General features: G+C 70.1%; 14 protein-coding genes. 9 read left to right on the forward strand and 5 right to left on the reverse strand.

The genetic code is table 11. From position 1 onward, the window contains the following. Window positions 1-61: 61 nt before the first annotated feature. Genes ACIPEK_RS34965 through ACIPEK_RS34980 form a run of 4 tightly spaced genes read left to right on the forward strand, consistent with a single transcriptional unit; the run spans window position 62 to window position 5,728 of the window. Window positions 62-1,612 (forward strand): APC family permease, encoded by a 1,551-nt coding sequence (locus ACIPEK_RS34965; protein WP_402004618.1) that lies wholly within the window; start codon window positions 62-64, stop codon window positions 1,610-1,612. Continuing rightward, complete coding sequence (locus tag ACIPEK_RS34970; protein ID WP_402004621.1) at window positions 1,609-3,042, forward strand: FGGY family carbohydrate kinase; 1,434 nt, start codon at window positions 1,609-1,611, stop codon at window positions 3,040-3,042. Before ACIPEK_RS34965 ends, ACIPEK_RS34970 begins: the two co-directional genes overlap by 4 nt. Beyond that, window positions 3,039-4,481 (forward strand): NAD(P)/FAD-dependent oxidoreductase, encoded by a 1,443-nt coding sequence (locus ACIPEK_RS34975; protein ID WP_402004624.1) that lies wholly within the window; start codon window positions 3,039-3,041, stop codon window positions 4,479-4,481. Before ACIPEK_RS34970 ends, ACIPEK_RS34975 begins: the two co-directional genes overlap by 4 nt. After that, window positions 4,481-5,728, forward strand: coding sequence for an NAD(P)/FAD-dependent oxidoreductase (locus ACIPEK_RS34980; protein WP_402004627.1), 1,248 nt, complete (start codon window positions 4,481-4,483; stop codon window positions 5,726-5,728). The genes ACIPEK_RS34975 and ACIPEK_RS34980 overlap by 1 nt, the downstream gene beginning before the upstream one ends. Before the next feature lie 582 nt (window positions 5,729-6,310). Here the strand turns inward: ACIPEK_RS34980 and ACIPEK_RS34985 are convergent. Further along, window positions 6,311-7,321, reverse strand: coding sequence for a polyprenyl synthetase family protein (locus ACIPEK_RS34985; protein ID WP_402004628.1), 1,011 nt, complete (start codon window positions 7,319-7,321; stop codon window positions 6,311-6,313). Between the two features lie 156 nt (window positions 7,322-7,477). Between ACIPEK_RS34985 and ACIPEK_RS34990 the strand changes: the two genes are divergently transcribed. The 5 genes from ACIPEK_RS34990 (at window position 7,478) to ACIPEK_RS35010 (ending at window position 13,853) form a co-directional block, all read left to right on the forward strand. Then, window positions 7,478-8,977, forward strand: a complete 1,500-nt coding sequence (locus tag ACIPEK_RS34990; protein ID WP_402004630.1) for a peptide MFS transporter — start codon at window positions 7,478-7,480, stop codon at window positions 8,975-8,977. A 9-nt stretch (window positions 8,978-8,986) separates the two neighbouring features. Continuing rightward, window positions 8,987-10,981 carry a CocE/NonD family hydrolase gene (locus ACIPEK_RS34995; protein ID WP_402004632.1) on the forward strand — a complete coding sequence of 665 codons (1,995 nt, stop codon included), beginning with the start codon at window positions 8,987-8,989 and terminating at the stop codon, window positions 10,979-10,981. Window positions 10,982-11,118: 137 nt separating this feature from the next. Then, window positions 11,119-12,348: a fumarylacetoacetase gene (gene fahA, locus ACIPEK_RS35000; RefSeq protein ID WP_402004634.1), complete on the forward strand. Its 1,230-nt coding sequence runs from the start codon at window positions 11,119-11,121 to the stop codon at window positions 12,346-12,348. Beyond that, on the forward strand, window positions 12,345-13,022 hold the full coding sequence (locus ACIPEK_RS35005) for a GPP34 family phosphoprotein (RefSeq protein ID WP_402004637.1): 678 nt from the start codon (window positions 12,345-12,347) through the stop codon (window positions 13,020-13,022). The genes fahA and ACIPEK_RS35005 overlap by 4 nt, the downstream gene beginning before the upstream one ends. Before the next feature lie 222 nt (window positions 13,023-13,244). Then, window positions 13,245-13,853 carry a Uma2 family endonuclease gene (locus ACIPEK_RS35010; RefSeq protein WP_402004684.1) on the forward strand — a complete coding sequence of 203 codons (609 nt, stop codon included), beginning with the start codon at window positions 13,245-13,247 and terminating at the stop codon, window positions 13,851-13,853. A 31-nt stretch (window positions 13,854-13,884) separates the two neighbouring features. On the opposite strand, the gene recQ is transcribed toward ACIPEK_RS35010, so the two are convergent. From recQ to nuoL, 4 genes are all read right to left on the reverse strand, one after another. After that, window positions 13,885-15,984 carry a DNA helicase RecQ gene (gene recQ, locus ACIPEK_RS35015; protein ID WP_402004640.1) on the reverse strand — a complete coding sequence of 700 codons (2,100 nt, stop codon included), beginning with the start codon at window positions 15,982-15,984 and terminating at the stop codon, window positions 13,885-13,887. 154 nt (window positions 15,985-16,138) lie between these two features. After that, complete coding sequence (gene nuoN, locus ACIPEK_RS35020; protein WP_402004643.1) at window positions 16,139-17,803, reverse strand: NADH-quinone oxidoreductase subunit NuoN; 1,665 nt, start codon at window positions 17,801-17,803, stop codon at window positions 16,139-16,141. Beyond that, window positions 17,800-19,371: an NADH-quinone oxidoreductase subunit M gene (locus ACIPEK_RS35025; protein WP_402004646.1), complete on the reverse strand. Its 1,572-nt coding sequence runs from the start codon at window positions 19,369-19,371 to the stop codon at window positions 17,800-17,802. The genes nuoN and ACIPEK_RS35025 overlap by 4 nt, the downstream gene beginning before the upstream one ends. A 4-nt stretch (window positions 19,372-19,375) precedes the next feature. Beyond that, the gene (gene nuoL / locus ACIPEK_RS35030) at window positions 19,376-21,271 is read right to left on the reverse strand and encodes an NADH-quinone oxidoreductase subunit L (RefSeq protein WP_402004648.1); all 1,896 of its coding nucleotides are present in this window, start codon (window positions 21,269-21,271) and stop codon (window positions 19,376-19,378) included. Window positions 21,272-21,279: the final 8 nt, after the last annotated feature.

Here is a 21,279-nt window from a genome sequence, read left to right on the forward strand (position 1 = left end):
CCCCGTGCAGCGAACGGCAGTTTCCGTAACGAGCGGTAGTTTCCGAAAGGACAGCAGTGCCATGGTCACGACCAAGACCGATGTCGTACAGGGTGACGACCCGTCATCCACAACGGGCTCCGGCTACAAGCAGGAGATGCGCCGGGAGCTGAGCCGGTACGCCTCTTTCGCCATGGCCTTCGGCTTCGTCTCGATCGCCACGGGTATCTTCACCACCTACGGCTCCGTGCTGAACAGCTCGGGCCCGCGCGGCATCTTCGCCTGGCCGATCAGCGTCATCGGCCAGCTGTCGGTCGCGCTCGTCTTCGGCGCTCTCGCCGCCCGTATCCCCATCAACGGATACGCCTACCAGTGGGTGTCCCGACTGGTGAACCCGGTCTGGGGCTGGGTCATGGGCTGGATCTCGTTCTCCTTCCTCGGAGTCGTGGTGGTCGCGGTGGACTACACCGTCGCCGCGACGATCCTGCCGGAGCTTCTCCAGTACCGGGGGACGACCCAGAACGCCTGGGCGATCACCGCCGTGGTCATCCTGCTCCAGGCGATTCTCGTGGCCGCCTCGACGCATCTGACGCACAAGGTCAACAAGGTCGCCGTCACCGTGCAGCTCATCGGCATGATCTCGTTGACCGTGCTGCTCTTCGTCGTCGGAGCGTTCACGGGCAAGCTCGACTTCTCCACGCTGTTCAGCGCCGCGCCGGCCGCGACCGACGGCTACTACAGCCTGGGCACCGCCACCGAGGCGGGGCCGTTCGCCCTCGCGTTCCTCCTGGGCGCCTTCACCATTGTCGGGTTCGAGTCCGCGGCCAACCTCGCCGAGGAGACCAAGGACCCGGCACGGGTGATCCCCAAGGCCATGGCCCAGGCCGTGCTCTCCCTCGGCGTCCTCGGATTTCTGTTCCTCGTAGCGATCACCGCCCTCATCGACGACCCCGCGAAGCTCGCCACGTCCGCCACCCCCGTGGCGACCGTGATCACCGCCGTGCTCGGATCGACGGTCGGCAAGGCGCTCCTGGTCCTGGTCGTGATCTCGATCTTCTCCTGCGGCCTGGTCATCACCATGAGCGGCACCCGGCTGGTGTGGGCCATGTCCCGCGACGAGCGCTTCCCCGGGTGGCAGGCGCTGCGCAAGGTCAGCCCGTCCCGTGGCACCCCGCTCAATGCCACGATGTTCATCTTCGTCATCGCGCAGCTGATCCTCGCCAGCTTCTCCAGCTCCACCGACGCCCTGTTCTCGCTCTTCTCCGCCGCCACTCTGCTGCCCGCGATCATCTACGCCGGCACGGTGCTCATGTACATCGTCAAGCGGAAGTCGCTGCCGCCCACGCAGGGTTTCTCCCTCGGGCGCTGGGAGATACCGGTCATCGTGGTCGCCTCCGTGTGGCTGGGATACGAACTCCTCATCTTCCGTGACCAGTCGTTCCGCGACCCCTGGCTCTACGTCCTCGTCCTCTTCGCCCTCGGGGCCGCCTACCTCGCCTATCTGCTGGTCCGGCGCGGCGTGTCCGGCATGTCGATGCCCGACATGATCAACATCGACGAAACCCTCGACGTCACCGCAGACCCCGCTGCGCCGGGCGCGGTGGGCACGACCGCCAAGGAAAGCAACCGATGAGCACCATTCTGGCCATCGACCAGGGCACCTCCGGTACGAAGGCAATCGTGGTCGACGAGCGAGGCGGGACCATCGCCATCGCCGAGGAGGAGCTGCGGCCGGCCTACCTCGCCGGCGGGGGCGTCGAACAGGACCCGCAAGAACTGCTCGACTCGGTCCTCACCGCCGGACGGCGTGCCATCGCCGCCGCAGGAAGGCCCGTCGACGCGGTCGCCCTCGCCAACCAGGGCGAGACCGTACTGGCCTGGGACCCGCGCACCGGCACCCCGCTGTCCCGGGCGATCGTCTGGCAGGACCGCAGGGCGGAGTCGATCTGCACCGCTCTGGCCGAGCACGCCCCCTGGGTGGCTCAGCGCAGTGGGCTCGTGCTCGACTCGTACTTCTCGGCGCCGAAGATGGCCTGGCTGCGACGACACGTCACCACCGAAGGGGTGGTGACGACCACCGACACGTGGCTGCTGCACCAGCTGACCGGCGAGTACGTCACCGATGCCTCGACCGCGAGCCGGTCGCTGCTGATGGACCTCGACCATGTCTCCTGGGACCCGGAGCTGGTGGATCTGTTCGGTCTGGGCGCCGAGAAGCTGCCGCGGATCGTGGGCTGCGACGAGGTCATCGGCACGACCGGTGCCTTCGGACACGAGGTGCCGGTCGCCGGCCTGGTCGTCGACCAGCAGGCAGCTCTGCTCGCCGAGGGCTGCCTGGAGCGGGGAACCGCGAAGTGCACCTACGGCACAGGCGCGTTCCTGCTGGCCAACACCGGCGACACCGCCCTGCGTTCACGGGCCGGGCTCACCTCCTCGGTGGCCTGGCGGACCGCGGCGCAGACGCCGTACTGCGTGGACGGCCAGGTGTACACGGCGGCGTCGGCCGTCCGCTGGATCCGGGACCTGGGATTCATCGGGTCCGCGAGCGAGCTGGACACCGTAGCGGCGAAGGAGTCCGACGGCACCCTGTGCGTACCGGCCCTGGCGGGCCTCGCGGCACCGTGGTGGCGTCCCGACGCCACCGCAACGTTCACCGGGATGACCCTGTCCACCGGCAGGGAACACCTGGTCCTCGCCGTGCTGCAGGGCATCGCCGCCCAGGTCGCCGCCCTGTGCGGCCTGGTCGAGTCCGACCTCGGTACGCCGCTCAGCCGGCTGCGCGCGGACGGCGGGCTGACCCGCAGCCGCACCCTGATGCAGGCCCAGGCCGATCTGGCCCAGGTACCTGTCGACATCTACCCGTCCTCGCACGCCACCCCGCTCGGCGCGGCCGCGCTGGCCAGGCTGGCCCTCACCCCGGGCATGGACCTGGCGGAAGCCGTCGGTGACTGGAAGCCGGTCACCGTCTACGAACCGGTCTGGTCGGCCGACCGGGCCGCGCACTACCGCAGTACATGGGCGGCGGCCGCCGAGGCCACCGCCCGCAAGGGAGAACTCGGATGACCGACACCACACCGCACGAGCCGGACCATGTCTACGACGTCGTCGTCATCGGCGCAGGCATCGTCGGCTCGGCAATCGCCCGCGACCTGTCCGGCCATCAGCTGTCGGTCGCGCTCGTCGAGGCGCGCGACGACGTCGGCGACGGAACCAGCAAGGCGAACACCGCGATCCTGCACACCGGATTCGACGCGAAGCCGGGCACGCTGGAGTCCAGGCTCGTCAAGCGCGGATATCACCTGCTGTCGGAGTACGCCCGCTCGACCGGCATCCCGGTCGAGCACACGGGCGCGATCCTCGTCGCGTGGAACGCGGAGGAGCTGGCCGCCCTGCCCGCCCTCAAGGAGAAAGCCGAGCAGAACGGCTACGACCGGTGCCGGATCGTCGGCGCCGACGAGGTCTACGAGCTGATCCCATCCCTCGGCGAGGGAGCGCTCGGCGGACTCACGGTCCCCGACGAGTCGATCATCTGCACCTGGACCACGAACCTGGCCCTGGCCACCGACGCGAGGCAGCGCGGCGCCGAGGTCCTGCTCAACCACGCCGTCACCGCGGTGTCGGTGAACACCCGGTCCACCACGCTGACCACCACGGGCGGCTCCGTACAGGCCCGTTGGGTGGTCAACGCGGCGGGCCTCGGCGCCGACCGCATCGACCGGCTCTTCGGCCACGAGCGGTTCACCGTCACCCCGCGCCGCGGTGAACTGTTCGTCTTCGACAAGCTCGCTCGCCCGCTGGTCGACAAGATCGTCCTGCCGGTTCCCACGTCCCGGGGCAAGGGGGTGCTCATCTCTCCCACCATCTACGGCAACGTCATGCTGGGGCCCACCTCGGAGGACCTCACCGACCGCACCGCGACCGGAACGTCCGAGGACGGATTCGCTTTCCTGCTGGAGAAGGGCGAGCGCCTCATGCCCCGGCTGCTCGCCGAGGAGGTGACCGCTTCCTACGCGGGGCTGCGGGCCGCCATCGACCACGGGGACTATCTCATCGAGCCCACCCCCTCGCAGCGGTACCTCCTCGTCGGCGGAATCCGCTCGACCGGGCTGACCTCCGGCATGGCCATCGCCGAGCACGTCCACGCGGTGCTCGAAAAGGCCGGACTCGTCCTCACCTCACGCACCGACCTGCCCGGCGCTCCGCAGATGGCCAACATCGGCGAGGCGACCGTACGTCCCTACCAGGACGCCGACCGCATCGCCGCCGATCCCGAGTACGGCAAGGTCGTCTGCTTCTGCGAGCGCGTCACCGCCGGTGAGATCCGCGACGCCTTCCAGTCGCCCCTGCCCGCACGCAACCTGGAGGGCCTGCGCCGCCGCACCCGGGCCATGAACGGCCGCTGCCAGGGCTTCTTCTGCGGCGCGGCTGTCAACCGACTCCTGAACGAAAACGGTTGCGGCGGCACTGCCGCCGCGCCGGCGCGGCCCGAGGTGAACTCCTGATGACCACCACCACACTCACACCGGACGTCCTGATCATCGGGGGCGGCCCCGCCGGTCTCACGGCTGCCGCCGCCCTCGCACCCCGCATCCGCGGCGAGGTCCTGGTGCTCGACCGGGAGAAGGACGCCGGAGGCATCCCCCGCCACAGCGACCACACCGGATACGGCCTGCGGGACCTGCGCCGGGTCATGACCGGCCCGAAGTACGCACGCCACCTCGTCGAACAGGCCACTTCGGCCGGGGCCACCATCCGCACCGAGACCATGGTCACCCACTGGGCGGGCGACCGGGCCGTGGAGGTCACCGGTCCGCAGGGGCGGCTGCGTGTGGAGGCCAAGGCCGTCGTGCTCGCCACCGGCGCACGCGAACGGCCCCGCGCGGCCCGGCGCATCCCCGGCGACCGGCCGCAGGGCGTCTACACCACCGGGCAGCTGCAGAACGCCGTCCACCTCCACCACAGCGAGATCGGCAGCCGGGCCGTCATCGTCGGAGGGGAACTGGTCAGCTGGTCCGCCGCCGTCACCCTCCGCGAAGCCGGCTGCGCCACCGAGCTGATGGTCAGCCAGTACCCCAGGACGGAGTCGTACGCAGCCTTCAACGTCGCCGGCCGCGCCCTGCTGCGCGTTCCCGTCGCCAACCGCAGCCGGGTCACCCGCATCATCGGCAAGGGCCGGGTCGAGGCCGTCGAGATCGAGAACCTCGACACCCACGCCCGGCGCACCGTCGCCTGCGACACCGTGGTCTTCACCGGAGACTGGATCCCCGACCACGAACTCGTCCGCAGCGGCGGACTCGACCTGGACCCGGGAACCCTCGGCCCGCTGACCGACACCGCCCTGCGGACCAGCCGCCCCGGCGTCTTCGCCGCGGGCAACCTCCTCCACCCGGTCGACACCGCCGACGTCGCGGCCCTTGACGGCCTGCACGTCGCGGACCAGGTCGAAGCATGGCTGACCGGGGCCGGCGAGCCTGCCCCGGGCCTGCGCATCCTCGCCGAGGCGCCGCTGCGCTGGGTGGCACCGGGGCTGCTGCGCCCGGGTGACCCGGCTCCTCCGCGTGGGCGCCTGCTGCTGTGGACGGACCGGTCCATCCGGTTCCCGCACGTGATCGTCCGCCAGAACGGGCGGGTCGTCTCGGAACGGACCCTGCCCTGGCCCGCCGCGCCCGGCCGCGTCTTCCGCGTGCCGTGGTCCGTGATGAAGGGCCTCAGCGCCCAGGGCGGCCCGGTCACCATCGGCCTGCGCTGACGAGCGGCCCGCACCCTGGGTATGAACGTGCCCGGGTGCGGGCCCGTCCCCGTTGCCGCCCGGGACATCTGCGGATGACCGTCGGCCAGGACCACGTACGCCCTCGGCGCACCGGGGGCGGCAGAACGCAGCCCCCGGTGCGCCGTGCCTCGGGCAACGGCGGGAAGTCCCGCCGGGCCGAGGCCGAGGTACGGACGTGCCCGGGTGCGGGCCCGTCCCCGTTGCCGCCCGGGACATCTGCGGATGACCGTCGGCCAGGACCGTGTACGCCCTCGGCGCACCGGGGGCGGCAGAACCCGCAGCCCCCGGTGCGCCGTGCCTCGGGCAACGGCGGGAAGTCCCGCCGGGCCGAGGCCGAGGTACGGGCGTGCCCGGAATGCGGCACCAGGGGCGCCCTCTTCCGGGCGGGTCATACCGGCGGGACCCGCCGGGCGCCGGCCCGGGACGGGCGAGGCGCCACCGGCCCGAATCCGGTACGGCCGAGAACACCTCCGGACCGCGTCCCGGTCCGGTGAACAACACGTTCGGCCCCGGAGCTCACCCGACCACCGCGAAAGCGGCGCACCGAAGGCGGGGACGGGCTCAGCCGGCCCGGTGCACCACCGCGTCGCACAGCTCCTCCAGCGCGGCCTTCGCGTAGCCCCCGGGCAGCGGCGCCAGCGTCGCACGCGCCTCCTGCGCGTACCGGATGGCGTCCCGTCGGGCCTGCTCCAGCGCCGGGTGCGCGCGCAGCCTGCGCAGCGCCTCGGCGTGCCGGGCGTCGTCGCTCAGGTCGCCGTCGAGCAGCTCGACCAGTTCCAGGTCGTCCGGCTTTCCGTCGGCCGCGGCCCGGGCCCGCAGATGGAGCACGGGGAGCGTCGGGATACCTTCGCGCAGGTCGGTGCCGGGGGTCTTGCCGGACTCATGGGAGTCGGAGGCGATGTCGAGCACATCGTCGGCGAGCTGGAAGGCGACGCCGAGCCGCTCCCCGTACTGGGTGAGGATGTCGACGGCCGTCTCGTCCGCGCCGGCCGTCATCGCGCCGAACCGGCAGGCCACCGCGACCAGCGAGCCGGTCTTGCCGCGCATCACTTCGAGGTAGTGCTCGACCGGGTCGCGCCCGTCGCCCGGCCCCGCGGTCTCCAGGATCTGGCCGGTGACCAGCCGCTCGAACGCCTCCGCCTGGATGCGTACGGCCTCCGGACCGAGGTCGGCCAGTATGTGCGAAGCGCGGGCGAAGAGGAAGTCGCCGGTCAGGACGGCCACCGAGTTGCCCCAGCGGGTGTTGGCGCTGTCGACGCCACGGCGCACGTCCGCCTCGTCCATCACGTCGTCGTGGTAGAGCGTCGCGAGATGGGTCAGCTCGACGACGACGGCGGCGGGCACGACGCCCGGCGCGTCCGGGTCGCCGAACTGGGCGGCCAGTATGGCCAGCAGCGGCCGGAATCGCTTGCCCCCGGCGCGTACGAGATGCTGCGCGGCCTCCGTGATGAAGGACACGCCGCTCTTGGTGGCATCGAGCAGCCCCGACTCGACAGCAGCCAAACCGGCCTGGACATCGGCCTCAAGAGCGTGGTCCCGCACGCTCAGTCCGAACGGCCCGACGACGGTCACGAGGGGATCTCCTGTCTGCTGACGATCACACGGAATGTCGATCTGTCGCTGTCATCACTCAAGTCAGCGTATCCGGTCCCCTTTCGATCACCGTGGGCGCCTTCCCGCCACCGCCGGTATGTTCGGGATCAGCTCATACGATCAGGAGTTCTCCCTTTGTCCCTCACGGCAACCGACACTGAACCGACTCAGCCGCCACCCAGCGACGACCATGCCTTTTTCGGCCAGCCACGGGGTCTGATGACCCTCTCCGGCCTGGAGGTCTGGGAACGGTTCTCGTTCCTCGGCATGCAGGCGATCCTGGTCCTCTACTTCGCCGACACCGTCGCCCACGGCGGCATGGGCATGGAGGCGGGCACCGCGGCGTCCGTCTCGGCCGCCTACGGCACCCTGGTCTACCTGGTCTCCGTGGCCGGCGGCTGGCTGGCCGACCGGATCCTCGGCTCGTACCGTGCCGTCCTGTACGGCGGAATTCTCATCGCGTGCGGGCATTACGCCATGGCGGTGCCCACCGACGCCATGACATGGACCGGCCTCGGTCTGATCAGCGCCGGCACCGGTCTGCTCAAGCCCAATGTGGCGACCATGGTCGGCAAGCTCTACCGCACCGACGACGAGCGCCGCGACGCCGGCTTCGCGCTCTACTACATGGGCATCAACATCGGGGCGTTCCTCGGCCCGCTGGTCACCGGCTGGCTCGGGGACCATGCGAGCTGGCACTGGGGCTTCTCGGCCGCCGCCATCGGCATGACGCTCGGTCTGATCCAGTACGTACTGGGCCGGCGTCACCTGGCCGGGCGAAAGCACAGCGCCGAATTCGCGCTGGCTCCGGAGCCGATGCGCCGCGCCGTCCGGCTGATCGTGGCCGGTGCCGTCGTGGTCGCCGCCGTCGCCACCGCGCTGGCCCTTGCGGGGTGGCTGACCATGGGCCGTTTCGTCGACCTGCTCACCATCGTCTCGGTGATCGCACCGGTCGTGTACTTCGTGGTGATGTTCCGCAGCCCGCGGGTCACCAGCGAGGAACGCGGCAGGCTGCGCCCGTACGTGGTGCTGTTCCTGGCCTCCGTCGTCTTCAACTTCATCCTCTTCCAGGCGTACTCGACGATGATTCTGCTCGCGTCGACCAACGCCCGTACCGAGATCCTCGGCTTCCACTTCCCGGCGAGCTGGTACGCCTCCGCGCTCGGCGCCTTCGAGGTCGCGCTCGCCCCGGTGGTCGCCGCCGTCTGGGCCCGGATGGGCCCGCGTCAGCCGCACGCCTCCAACAAGATCGCGATCGGGGTGGTCCTCGGCGGGCTGTCGTTCCTGCTGATGGTGCTGCCGACCTCCGGGCACTCCGGCGACACCTTCAAGATGGCCGCCTGGTGGATCGTCGGCTCGTATCTGCTGCTCGGCCTCGGCGACATCCTGCTGGAGACCTCCGGCATGTCCGCGACCACGAAGCTCGCGCCCAAGGCGTTCGCCAGCCAGACCATGGCGCTCTGGTTCCTCTCGCTGGCCCTCGCCAACGGCATCCAGGCCCAGATCGTGAAGCTGTACGGCGAGGTCTCCAACCCCGCCTACTTCGGTGTCAATGGCGCAATCGCGGTGGTGGCCGGTGTGGCCGTCATCGCCGCCGCACCCTGGCTCAAGCGCACCATGCACCCCGTCCACTGAGGTACCGCCATGCACATCCGCACCACGTATCCGTATGACACCACCCGTGAGGACGTCTACATTCCGCTGCCGGACGGCACCCGGCTCTACGCCCGGATCTGGCGGCCCCTCACCGACGAGCCCGTCCCCGCGCTCCTCGAATATCTGCCGTACCGGCTGAGCGACTGGACGGCACCGCGCGACTGGCAGCGCCACCCCTGGTACGCGGGCCATGGCTACGCCTCCGTCCGGGTGGACGTACGCGGACACGGCAACAGCGAAGGGATGCCGGGCGACGAGTACGACGCGACGGAGCTGGCCGACGGGGTCGCCGTCATCCACTGGCTGGCCGAGCAGGAGTGGTGCTCCGGCCGGGTCGGCATGTTCGGCATCTCCTGGGGCGGCTTCAACTCGCTCCAGATCGCGGCACTGGCCCCCGAGCCGCTGAAGGCCGTCGTCACCGTCTGCTCGACCGACGACCGCTACGACAACGACGTCCACTACATGGGCGGCTCGGTCCTCGCCATCGACATGCACGCCTGGGCGGCCACCATGCTGGCCTTCGTCGCCCGGCCGCCGGATCCGGCACAGGTCGGCGAGGGCTGGAAGGACATGTGGCTGAACCGGCTGGAAACGGTCGAACCATTCATCCACACCTGGCTGGCCCACCAGACCCGCGACGACTACTGGAAGCACGGCAGCGTCTGCGAGGACTACTCCGCGATCACCGCGAACGTCCTCGCGGTGGGCGGCTGGCACGACCCGTACCGCGACACCGTCCTGCGGCTCGTCGAACACCTCGGCCCGGACAAGGTCCGCGGGCTGATCGGCCCCTGGTCGCACCAGTACCCCGACCGGGGTCTGCCGCCCGGTCCGGCGATCGGCTTCCTCCAGGAGACGCTGCGCTGGTGGGACCAGCACCTGAAGGACAAGGACACCGGCATCATGGCCGAGCCCCTGCTGCGGTCCTGGATCAGCGAGTCCCACCGGCCCGCCACGGTGTACGAGACATTGCCCGGCCGCTGGGCCGGTGAGACCAGTTGGCCCTCGGAGAACATCGCGCCGGTCGCGTACGCCCTCCAGGGCGGTCCGCAGATCGTCGACTCGCCCCAGCAGACCGGTCTGGACGCCGGGCGCTTCTTCCCGTTCGGCAACGACGCCGACCTGCCGCCCGACCAGCGCGACGAGGACGCCAAGTCGGTCTGCTTCGAGTTCCCGGTCGAGGATGCCCCGATCGAGATCCTCGGCCGCCCCCGGGTGAAGCTGCGCATCCGGATGGACGTGCCGCGGGGCCAGGCGATCGCCCGGCTCTGCGACGTCGCACCGGACGGCTCCTCCACCCTGGTGACCCGCGGCGCGCTCAACCTCTCCGCACGGCACGGCCGCGACCGTGCGGACGGCTGGCCGGTGGGCGGGACCGAGGACGTGACCTTCGACCTGAACGGCATCGGGCACACCTTCCCGCCCGGCCACCGGATCCGGCTCGCGGTCTCCTCCTCGTACTGGCCGTGGATCTGGCCGCAGGCCGGGTCGGTCGGCTTCACCCTGGACGCCGACGGCAGCTTCGTCGAACTGCCGGTGCGCCGGCACACCGAGGACCCCGCGATCCGGTTCGAGGAGCCGGAGCAGTCGGAGCCGCTCGGCGTCGTCCACCCGGTGACGCTCGACGAACAGCGCCCCGAACGCCTGGTGGTCCGCGATGTCGCCAAGGGCGAATGGCGGCTGGAGGTCGACCCTCGCTACGGCGGCACCCGCGTCTACCCGGACGGCCTGGAATTCACCGAGGACGCCGTGGAGACGTACACGATCCAGGAGAACGACCCGCTCTCCGCACGCACCCGCTCCGACTGGTCGATCCGGCTGCACCGGCCGGAGATGGCGTGGGACGTACGGATCGAGACCCGGTCCGAAATCAGTGCAGACGACACCGACTTCATCACGTCCGACGAGGTGCTGTGCAAGGACGGCGGCGAGGTCGTCTTCCACCGGACCTGGGAGAAGCGGATCCCGCGCATGGCCGGGTGAACCCACCGCCGTGCCCCCGTACAGCAGGGGGCACGGCGGAACTTTCCGGGCATCAGGAGCAGTTGGGACACTCCCGCGGGGTAGCAACACCGACGTAACGTGTCCCCCAAGCGACCTGGAAAGCGAGGCAGCAACACATGCCCGAGCAGAGCAGCCCGCTCGATCTGGCCGAGGGCGACCCCTTCGGTCCGCACAACCTTCCGTACGGTGTGTTCTCCACCCCCGACCACCCCGAGGACCGTCGGGTCGGCGTCCGCATCGGCAGCCACGTACTGGACGCCGGAGCGGCGGCACACGCACTCGGATCGCCCTACGCGCAGCTTCTCGCCCAGCCGGACCTGACCGCTTTGCTGGCCGCCGGCCGCACCACCTGGCGGGACGTCCGACGGGCGCTGACCGCATGGGTGACGGTCCCGGCACACCGCGCGGACATCGAACCGCTGCTGCACCCGGTCGAGTCCGTGACGCTCCATCTGCCGTACGAGGTCGCGGACTACGTCGACTTCTACGCGAGCGAGAACCACGCCACCAACGTCGGAAAGATCTTCCGGCCGAACGGTGACGCGCTGACGCCCAACTGGAAGCACCTCCCGATCGGCTACCACGGCAGGTCCGGCACCGTCGTCGTCTCCGGCACGGATGTGGTGCGCCCGTCCGGCCAGCGCAAGGCCCCCGCCGACGCGGCCCCCGTCTTCGGACCTTCCATCAAGCTCGACATCGAGGCCGAGGTCGGCTTCGTCGTCGGAGTGGGCTCCGAGCAGGGCCGTCCGGTCCCGCTCGGCGACTTCCGCGACCATGTCTTCGGGCTCTCGCTGCTCAACGACTGGTCGGCACGGGACATCCAGGCCTGGGAATACGTCCCGCTCGGCCCGTTCCTCGGCAAGTCCTTCGCCACGTCCGTATCCGCATGGGTGACCCCGCTCGAAGCCCTGGAGGCGGCCCGGATCGCACCCCCGGCCCGCGACTTCCCGCTGCTCCCCTACCTGGAGGACGCGGCCGAGGAGGAGGCCGGCGGCCTCGACCTGCGGATCTCCGTCACGATCAACGGACAGCTGGTCGCCGAGCCGCCGTTCGCCACCATGTACTGGACGGCGGCCCAGATGCTGGCCCAGATGACGGTGAACGGCGCGTCGCTGCGCACCGGTGATCTGTACGGCTCCGGCACGGTCAGCGGCGCCGAGCCCGGACAGCGCGGCTCGCTCCTGGAACTGACCTGGAACGGCCGCGACCCGCTGGACCTCCCGGACGGCAAGCGGACGTTCCTGGAGGACGGCGACACGGTGACGATGACGGCCTGGGCACCGGGCCCGGACGGCACGCGGGTCGGCCTCGGCGAGGTCACGGGACGGATCGTGCCCGCGTCATGAACCCGCTCGCCCCGGAGCTCACTCTCCCCGAGGAACTGCTGCTGCTCGCGCTGGACCCGCAGCGCGGCAAGCCGTACTGCCGAAACCGTTTCCTGGAGTACGGGGTGGCGGGCGCGGTCCTCGCGGAGCTGGAGCTCCGGGGCCGGATCGCCGAACAGCTCGGCCGGATACGGGTGATCAGCCCGCAGGCTCCCCAGGACCCGCTCCTCGCGCAGGTCCTGGGGAGCCTGCCGGCCCCGGACGCGGGCGGGCTCGTGGGCGGCGTCAGCGCGAAGGCGTGGATCCGGCGGACCGGCCGATACGTCGATGAGCTGTGCCTGGAGCATCTGGTGGGCCGCGCGGTCCTGCGCAGGGAGACCCACCGGCTCCTCGGTCTGCTCCCCTACCACCGCCACCCGGCGGCGGACCCGGCCCTGCCGGCCGCGGTCCAAGAACGCTTCGCGGCCGCCGAGGCGGCCGGTTTCGCGGACCGGCGCAGCCGCACCCTGGCCGCGCTGGTCTCGGCGACCGGCCTGTCGGGCACCGTGGCACAGGGCGGCTGGAGAAGCCGTTCGACGATGCGCGACCTGGTGCGCGACGAGTGGACCGCGTACGCGGTGCGCCAGAACGTACGCCAGGACCAGACCAACCGGAGCGGCTCAGGCACGGGAGGCGGCGGAGGCGGGGACGACTGACCGGGGCGGCGGCCGGATGCAGCGGCGGGGACGGGGACGACCGGCCCGGACGGCGTGGCCGGGGGCAGCGACCGACCGGTGGCCGGCTGACCAAGGCAGACACCGGCCGGGGCGCCCGACGGTAAGCGGTGCGCAGGGCGTTCACACGTTCGGGCGAGCCATATCCCATTCCTGGCGGATACGCTGGAAAATCCCACCAGACTCTGCGTCATGGGAGCACTGATGAGCATCGAGCCCGAGGCCCCCGAGCCCCGGTGGGCGGTTCCGCCCGTGGGCGGCTGGACCGCCGATGACCTGGACACACTCCCGAATCTGCCTCCGCACACGGAGCTGATCGACGGGAGCCTTGTTTTCGTGAGTCCGCAGACCCTGTTCCATTCACGAGCGGTCAGCTTTTTCGAATGGCAGCTGCAGTCGCTGGTGCCGCCCGGCCTTGAGGTCGTGCGCGAGTTCACCATCGACATCGATCGCTACAACCGGCCCGAACCCGATGTGATCGTCGTGGACGGCGAGATCATCCAGGACCCGAACCAGACCCGCTTCCCCGCCGAGTCCGTACGGCTGGCGATCGAGGTCGTCTCCCCGGAGTCCCTGACCCGGGACCGGGAGACCAAGCCCGTGAAGTACGCGCGGGCCAGGATCCCGCACTACTGGCGAGTGGAGAATCACGACAGCCGGGCGGTGGTCTACGTCTTCGAGCTGGAGCCGTCGACCGGTGCCTACACCTCAACCGGCATCTTCCACGACCGGATGAAGGTCTCCGTTCCCTTCCCGGCCGATCTGGATCTCACCGCCATCACCGCGCGCCGCCGGGCAGCGGCTCCGGAGTAGCTCCGGCGCCGCCACCGCCCGGCCCCGACACTCACTCGTACTCGGGCGGTTCCTCGTCCCAGCCCCACTCCGGGCCGGCATCGGGGACCGTCACGGATGCGGCCGGGCGCGGGGCGGGCGCCTGCGCGGACGGGCGCGGGGCCGTGGGCGCCTCCACGACCGGGGTGGCCTCGCCGGCGGTCTCCGGCAGCTCGGCCGCCGACGCGACCCGGCCCCCCGGAGCCGCCGACGCCGCCGGGACCGGTGCGGCAGGGACCATCGCAGGACCGGTCTCGGGGCCCGCCGTGACATCCCCGAACGACGCGAGCACCTCCAGCACCCCCTCCCCGTACGTCGCCAGCTTCTTCTCGCCCAGGCCGCTGATGCCGCCCAGCGCGGAAACCGAGTCGGGCCGCACCGTGGCGATCTCGCGCAGCGTCGCGTCATGGAAGATGACGTACGCCGGGACGCCCTGTTCCTTCGCCTGGGCGCCGCGCCAGGCCCGTAGCGCTTCGAAGACCGGGACGGCCTCGGGCGCCAGCTCGGCGGCGGCCGCCTGGGGCTTCGTCTTGCGTTCGCTCTTCGTGGAGCGCGACGCGGGCTTCGGCGCCTCCTTGCGCAGCAGCACCTCGCGCTCCCGGCCGAGCACCGAGCCGCTCTCCTGAGTCAGCACCAGCGTGCCGTACTCGCCCTCGACCGCGATCAGCCCCTGGGCGAGCAACTGCCGTACGACTCCGCGCCATTCGGCCTCGGCCAGCTCCTCGCCGATGCCGAAGACCGAGAGCTGGTCGTGGTCGAACTGGATGATCTTCGCCGTCTTGCGGCCGAGCAGGATGTCGATGATCTGGCCCGCACCGAACTTCTGCCCCCGCTCCCGCTTCAGCCGCACGACGGTCGACAGCAGCTTCTGCGCGACCACCGTGCCGTCCCAGGTCTCGGGCGGGGTGAGGCAGGTGTCGCAGTTGCCGCAGGCCGCCGCCACGGGCTCCTGGCCGAAGTACGTCAGGAGCTGGGCGCGGCGGCACTGGACCGTCTCGCACAGGGCCAGCATCGAGTCGAGGTGGGAGGCCGCGCGGCGGCGGAACGCCTCGTCGCCCTCGCCGCCCTGGATGAGCTTGCGCTGCTGGACCACGTCCTGGAGTCCGTACGCCATCCAGGCCGTGGACGGCTGCCCGTCACGTCCGGCGCGGCCGGTCTCCTGGTAGTAGCCCTCGACCGATTTCGGCAGGTCCAGGTGGGCGACGAAGCGTACGTCCGGCTTGTCGATGCCCATGCCGAAGGCGATGGTCGCGACGACGACCAGGCCCTCCTCGCGCAGGAAGCGGGACTGGTGGAGGGCGCGCGTGCCCGCGTCCAGACCGGCGTGGTACGGGACGGCCTCGATTCCGTAGCGGCAGAGATACTCGGCGGTCTTCTCGGTCGAGTTGCGTGACAGGCAGTAGACGATGCCCGCGTCCCCGGCGTGCTCCTCCTTGAGGAAGGAGAGCAGCTGCTTCTTCGGGTCGGCCTTCGGCACGATCCGGTACTGGATGTTGGGCCGGTCGAAGCTGGCGACGAAGTGCTTCGCGTCGGGCATGCCCAGGCGCTGCGTGATCTCCTGGTGCGTGGCGTTGGTCGCGGTGGCCGTCAGGGCGATGCGCGGTACGTCGGGCCAGCGCTCGCCGAGGACGGAGAGGGCCAGGTAGTCCGGGCGGAAGTCGTGGCCCCACTGGGCGACGCAGTGCGCCTCGTCGATCGCGAAGACGGAGATCTCGCCGCGGGCGAGCAGGCCGAGCGTGGTGTCCAGGCGGAGCCGCTCCGGGGCCAGGTAGAGCACGTCGAGCTCGCCGGCGACGAACTGGGCCTCCATCGAGCGGCGCTCGTCGAAATCCTGCGTGGAGTTGATGAAGCCGGCCCGCACGCCGAGCGCCCGCAGCGCGTCCACCTGGTCCTGCATCAGGGCGATCAGGGGTGAGATGACAATGCCTGTACCGGCTCTGACCAGGGCCGGGATCTGGTAGCAGAGGGACTTTCCGCCACCCGTCGGCATGAGCACGACGGCGTCCCCGCCCGCCACCACATGATCGACGATCGCTTCCTGCTCGCCGCGGAACGCCTCGTACCCGAACACCCGGTGCAGCGTCTGCCGCGCGTCGCTCTCGGTCACATCCATGGTCCCGCCCGTCGCGCCCATTGCCCTGTCCCCCGAAGTCGTGCCGTTCTGTCCTGCCGCCGTCCCCTGCCACGATAGGCGCCGCCTACGACAATGCCGGACGGGCTTGACTTCTCGGGCCCGTCCGGCGTTGTCCCAGCTGTGTACGTGTGTGCTACCTCACGAACACTCCCGCCTGGCTCGCCAGGTCCAGGAAGTACTGCGGGGCCAGGCCCAGCACCAGCGTGACCGCGACCCCGACCCCGATCGTCGTCATCGTCAGCGGGGACGGGACGGCGACCGTCGGGCCGTCCGCCTTCGGCTCGCTGAAGAACATCAGCACGATGACCCGGATGTAGAAGAACGCGGCGATCGCCGACGAGATCACACCGACCACGACCAGGCCGCCCGCGCCGCCGTCCGCCGCAGCCTTGAAGACGGCGAACTTTCCGGAGAACCCTGAGGTGAGCGGGATACCGGCGAAAGCCAGCAGGAACACCGCGAAGACCGCGGCGACCAGCGGCGAGCGCCGGCCGAGCCCGGCCCACTTCGACAGATGTGTCGCCTCGCCGCCCGCGTCGCGCACCAGGGTGACGACGGCGAACGCGCCGACCGTCACGAAGGAGTACGCGCCCAGGTAGAAGAGGACCGACGAGATGCCGTCCGGGGTGGTCGCGATGACACCGGCGAGGATGAAGCCGGCGTGTGCGATCGAGGAGTAGGCGAGCAGCCGCTTGATGTCGGTCTGGGTGATGGCGACGATCGCACCGCCCAGCATCGTGACGATCGCGACGGCCCACATGACCGGGCGCCAGTCCCAGGCGAGGCCCGGCAGCACCACGTACAGCAGACGCAGCAGCGCACCGAACGCGGCGACCTTGGTGGCCGCGGCCATGAAGCCGGTGACCGGGGTCGGTGCGCCCTGGTAGACGTCCGGGGTCCACATGTGGAACGGGACGGCGCCGACCTTGAAGAGCAGACCGGTCAGGATCATCGCCCCGCCGATCAGGAGCAGCGCGTCGTTGCCCATGGTGTCGGCGAGCGCCGGGTCGATCTTCGTGACGGAGCCGTCGACCACGTTCGCGATGGTGGCGTACGAGACGGAGCCCGCGTACCCGTACAGCAGGGCGATCCCGAAGAGCAGGAACGCCGACGAGAAGGCGCCGAGCAGGAAGTACTTCACCGCTGCCTCCTGCGACATCAGCCGCTTGCGGCGGGCGACGGCGCACAGGAGGTAGAGCGGGAGGGAGAAGACCTCCAGGGCCACGAAGAGCGTCAGCAGATCGTTGGCTGCCGGGAAGACCAGCATGCCGGCCACCGAGAAGAGGACCAGCGGGAAGACCTCGGTGGTGGTGAATCCGGCCCTGACCGCGGCCTTCTCGCTGTCGCTGCCGGGGACCGAGGCGGCCTGTGCGGCGAACGAGTCGACTCGGTTGCCGTGCGCGGCGGGGTCGAGCCGCCGCTCGGCGAAGGTGAAGACGGCGACCAGTGAGGTCAGCAGGATGGTGCCCTGCAGGAAGAGTGTCGGCCCGTCGATCGCGAGGGCGCCCATCGCGGCGATGTGCGCCTTCGTCGTGCCGTATCCCCCGGCCGCCAGGCCGATGACCGCGGCGAACGCGGCGGCGAGGGCGACGACCGTCAGGAAGACCTGCGTGTAGTAGCGGGCCCGGCGCGGCACGAAGGCCTCGACGAGTACGCCCACGACGGCGACACCGATCACAATGAGGACCGGGGTCAGCTGGGCGTACTCGATGACCGGTGCCTTGAACTTCTCGGCCGGGGCGGCCGATGTCACCCCGCCCGCCATTGTCCACAGGCTGTGGACAGCTGTTGCGCTCACTTGGCGGCCTCCACCTCAGGCTGGGGGTCCTTCTTCTGGACGTCCGACATGGTGTGCTGCACCGCCGGGTTGACGATCTCCGTCAGCGGCTTCGGATAGACACCCAGGAAGAGCAGCAGCGCGATCAGCGGGAGGACCACTGCCAGCTCCCGGACCTTGAGGTCCGCCATGCCCTGGACTTCGGCCTTCACCGGTCCGGTCATCGTCCGCTGGTAGAGGACGAGGACGTACAGCGCGGCGAGCACGATGCCGGTCGTGGCGATGATGCCTGCCGCCGGATACGCGCTGAACGTGCCGACGAGGACCAGGAACTCACTGACGAACGGGGCGAGCCCGGGCAGCGACAGGGTGGCCAGACCGCCGATCAGGAAGGTGCCGGCCAGGACCGGCGCCACCTTCTGCACCCCGCCGTAGTCGGCGATGAGCCGCGAACCGCGCCGGGTGATCAGGAAGCCCGCCACCAGCATCAGCGCGGCGGTCGAGATCCCGTGGTTGACCATGTAGAGCGTGGCGCCCGACTGGCCCTGGCTGGTCATCGCGAAGATGCCCAGGATGATGAAGCCGAAGTGCGAGATCGACGCATAGGCGATCAGCCGCTTGATGTCGCGCTGGCCGACGGCGAGCAGCGCCCCGTACACGATGCTGATCAGCGCCAGGACGAGGATCACCGGCGTCGCCCACTTGCTGGCCTCCGGGAAGAGCTGGAGGCAGAAGCGGAGCATCGCGAATGTGCCGACTTTGTCCACGACCGCGGTGATCAGGACGGCGACCGGGGAGGTCGCCTCGCCCATGGCGTTGGGCAGCCAGGTGTGCAGCGGCCACAGCGGGGCCTTCACAGCGAAGGCGAAGAAGAACCCGAGGAAGAGCCAGCGTTCCGTGCTGGTCGCCATGGAGAGCGAGCCGCTCGCCCGGGCCTCGGCGATCTCGGAGAGCGAGAACGTCCCCGCGACCACGTACAGGCCGATCACGGCGGCCAGCATGATGAGGCCGCCGACCAGGTTGTAGAGGAGGAACTTGACGGCGGCGTAAGAGCGTTGCGCCGCCGCGTTCTCGTCGCTGCCGGTGTGTGCCCGGTCCCCGAAGCCGCCGATGAGGAAGTACATCGGGATGAGCATGGCTTCGAAGAGAATGTAGAAGAGGAAGACGTCGGTGGCCTCGAAGGAGAGGATCACCATCGCTTCGACCATCAGGATCAGGGCGAAGAAGCCCTGCGTCGGCCGCCAGCGCGAGGACTTGTTCTCCAGGGGGTCGGCGTCGTGCCAGCCGGCCAGGATGACGAAGGGGATCAGCAGGGCGGTGAGCGCCATGAGCGCCAGCCCGATGCCGTCCACGCCCAGTTCGTACCGGACGCCGAAGTCCTTGATCCAGGCGTGCGATTCGGTGAGCTGGTAGCGGGCGCCGCCGGGCTCGAAGCGGGCGAGCGCGATGCCCGCCAGTACGAGCGTGGCCAGCGAGAAGAGCAGCGCCAGCCATTTGGCGGTGGTACGCCGGGCGGCCGGGACAGCGGCGGTGGCGATCGCACCGATCGCCGGGAGCGCCGCCGTCGCTGTCAGGAGGGGAAAGGACATGTGATCAGACCGCCCTCATCAGCAGGGTCGCGGCGATGACAATCGCTGTACCGCCGAACATCGAGACCGCGTAGGAGCGGGCGTAGCCGTTCTGCAGCTTGCGCAGCCGGCCGGAGAGCCCGCCCATCGAGGCGGCCGTGCCGTTGACGACGCCGTCGACCAGGGTGTGGTCGACGTACACCAGGGAGCGGGTGAGGTGCTCGCCGCCGCGGACCAGGACCACATGGTTGAAGTCGTCCTGGAGGAGATCGCGGCGGGCGGCCCGGGTGAGCAGCGAGCCGCGCGGGGCGACGACCGGAACGGGCTTGCGTCCGTACATCACCCAGGCGATGGCGACGCCGATGACGAGCACCACCATGGTGGCGGCGGTGACCGTCGTGGCGCTGACCGGCGCGTGGCCGTGGCTGTGGCCGGTGACCGGCTCCAGCCAGTTCAGGAAGCGGTCGTTGAAGGAGAAGAGGAATCCGGCGAAGACCGAACCGAACGCGAGGACGATCATGGGGATGGTCATCGACTTCGGGGACTCGTGCGGATGCGGCTCGTGTCCCTCCGCGTCGGGCTGCCAACGCTTCTCGCCGAAGAACGTCAGCAGCATCACGCGCGTCATGTAGAACGCGGTGATCGCGGCGCCCAGCAGGGCCACCGAGCCGAGGATCCAGCCCTCGGTGCCGCCCTTGGCGAAGGCCGCCTCGATGATCTTGTCCTTGGAGAAGAAGCCGGACAGACCGGGAAAGCCGATGATCGCCAGATAGCCGAGGCCGAAGGTGATGAAGGTGACCGGCATGTACTTCCTGAGGCCGCCGAACTTCCTCATGTCGACTTCGTCGTTCATGCCGTGCATGACCGAACCGGCGCCGAGGAAGAGCCCGGCCTTGAAGAAGCCGTGCGTCACCAGGTGCATGATCGCGAAGACGTAGCCGATCGGGCCGAGCCCGGCGGCCAGGATCATGTAGCCGATCTGCGACATCGTCGACCCGGCGAGGGCCTTCTTGATGTCGTCCTTCGCACAACCGACGATCGCACCGAAGAGCAGCGTGACCGCACCGACGACCACGACGGCCAGCTGTGCGTCCGGCGCCGCGTTGAAGATCGCGCCGGAGCGGACGATGAGGTAGACGCCCGCGGTCACCATGGTCGCGGCATGGATGAGGGCCGAGACCGGGGTCGGGCCCTCCATCGCGTCACCGAGCCAGGACTGCAGCGGCACCTGGGCCGACTTGCCGCAGGCCGCGAGCAGCAGCAGCAGGCCGATCGCCGTCAGCTTGCCCTCGCTCGTCTGGCCGGTCGCCCCCAGGACGGGACCGAAGGCGAAGGTGCCGAACGTGGTGAACATCAGCATGATCGCGATCGACAGGCCCATGTCGCCGACCCGGTTGACCAGGAATGCCTTCTTGGCGGCCGTGGCCGCGCTGGGCTTGTGCTGCCAGAAGCCGATGAGCAGGTACGACGCCAGACCGACGCCCTCCCACCCGACGTACAGCAGCAGGTAGTTGTCCGCGATGACCAGGATCAGCATCGCCGCGAGGAAGAGGTTCAGATAGCCGAAGAAGCGGCGCCGGCGCTCGTCGTGCTCCATGTAGCCGATCGAGTAGATGTGGATCAGGGTGCCCACACCGGTGATCAGCAGCACGAACGTCATCGACAACTGGTCGAGCTGGAAGGCCACATCGGCCTGGAAGCTCTCGACCGGAATCCAGCTGAACAGCTTCTGGTGCAGCACCCGGTCCTCCGCGCCCTTCCCCAGCATGTCGAGGAAGAGCACGACACCGATGACGAACGACACGGCGGCGAGCAGGGTGCCGACCCAGTGTCCGGCGCGGTCCAGCCGTCGGCCGCCGCAGAGCAGGACCGCGGCTCCGAGCAGAGGCGCCGCGACGAGCAGCGCAATCAGGTTCTCCACGATTCAAC

It is taken from the genome of Streptomyces sp. NPDC088246, from assembly GCF_044741025.1.
Lineage (GTDB): Bacteria > Actinomycetota > Actinomycetes > Streptomycetales > Streptomycetaceae > Streptomyces.

Coding starts and splice junctions, on each gene's coding strand:
- ACIPEK_RS34965 (WP_402004618.1), top strand. CDS start 62: ATGGTCACGACCAAGACCGATGTCGTACAGGGTGACGACCCGTCATCC.
- ACIPEK_RS34970 (WP_402004621.1), top strand. CDS start 1,609: ATGAGCACCATTCTGGCCATCGACCAGGGCACCTCCGGTACGAAGGCA.
- ACIPEK_RS34975 (WP_402004624.1), top strand. CDS start 3,039: ATGACCGACACCACACCGCACGAGCCGGACCATGTCTACGACGTCGTC.
- ACIPEK_RS34980 (WP_402004627.1), top strand. CDS start 4,481: ATGACCACCACCACACTCACACCGGACGTCCTGATCATCGGGGGCGGC.
- ACIPEK_RS34995 (WP_402004632.1), top strand. CDS start 8,987: ATGCACATCCGCACCACGTATCCGTATGACACCACCCGTGAGGACGTC.
- fahA (WP_402004634.1), top strand. CDS start 11,119: ATGCCCGAGCAGAGCAGCCCGCTCGATCTGGCCGAGGGCGACCCCTTC.
- ACIPEK_RS35005 (WP_402004637.1), top strand. CDS start 12,345: ATGAACCCGCTCGCCCCGGAGCTCACTCTCCCCGAGGAACTGCTGCTG.
- ACIPEK_RS35010 (WP_402004684.1), top strand. CDS start 13,245: ATGAGCATCGAGCCCGAGGCCCCCGAGCCCCGGTGGGCGGTTCCGCCC.
- recQ (WP_402004640.1), bottom strand. CDS start 15,984: ATGGATGTGACCGAGAGCGACGCGCGGCAGACGCTGCACCGGGTGTTC.
- ACIPEK_RS35025 (WP_402004646.1), bottom strand. CDS start 19,371: ATGTCCTTTCCCCTCCTGACAGCGACGGCGGCGCTCCCGGCGATCGGT.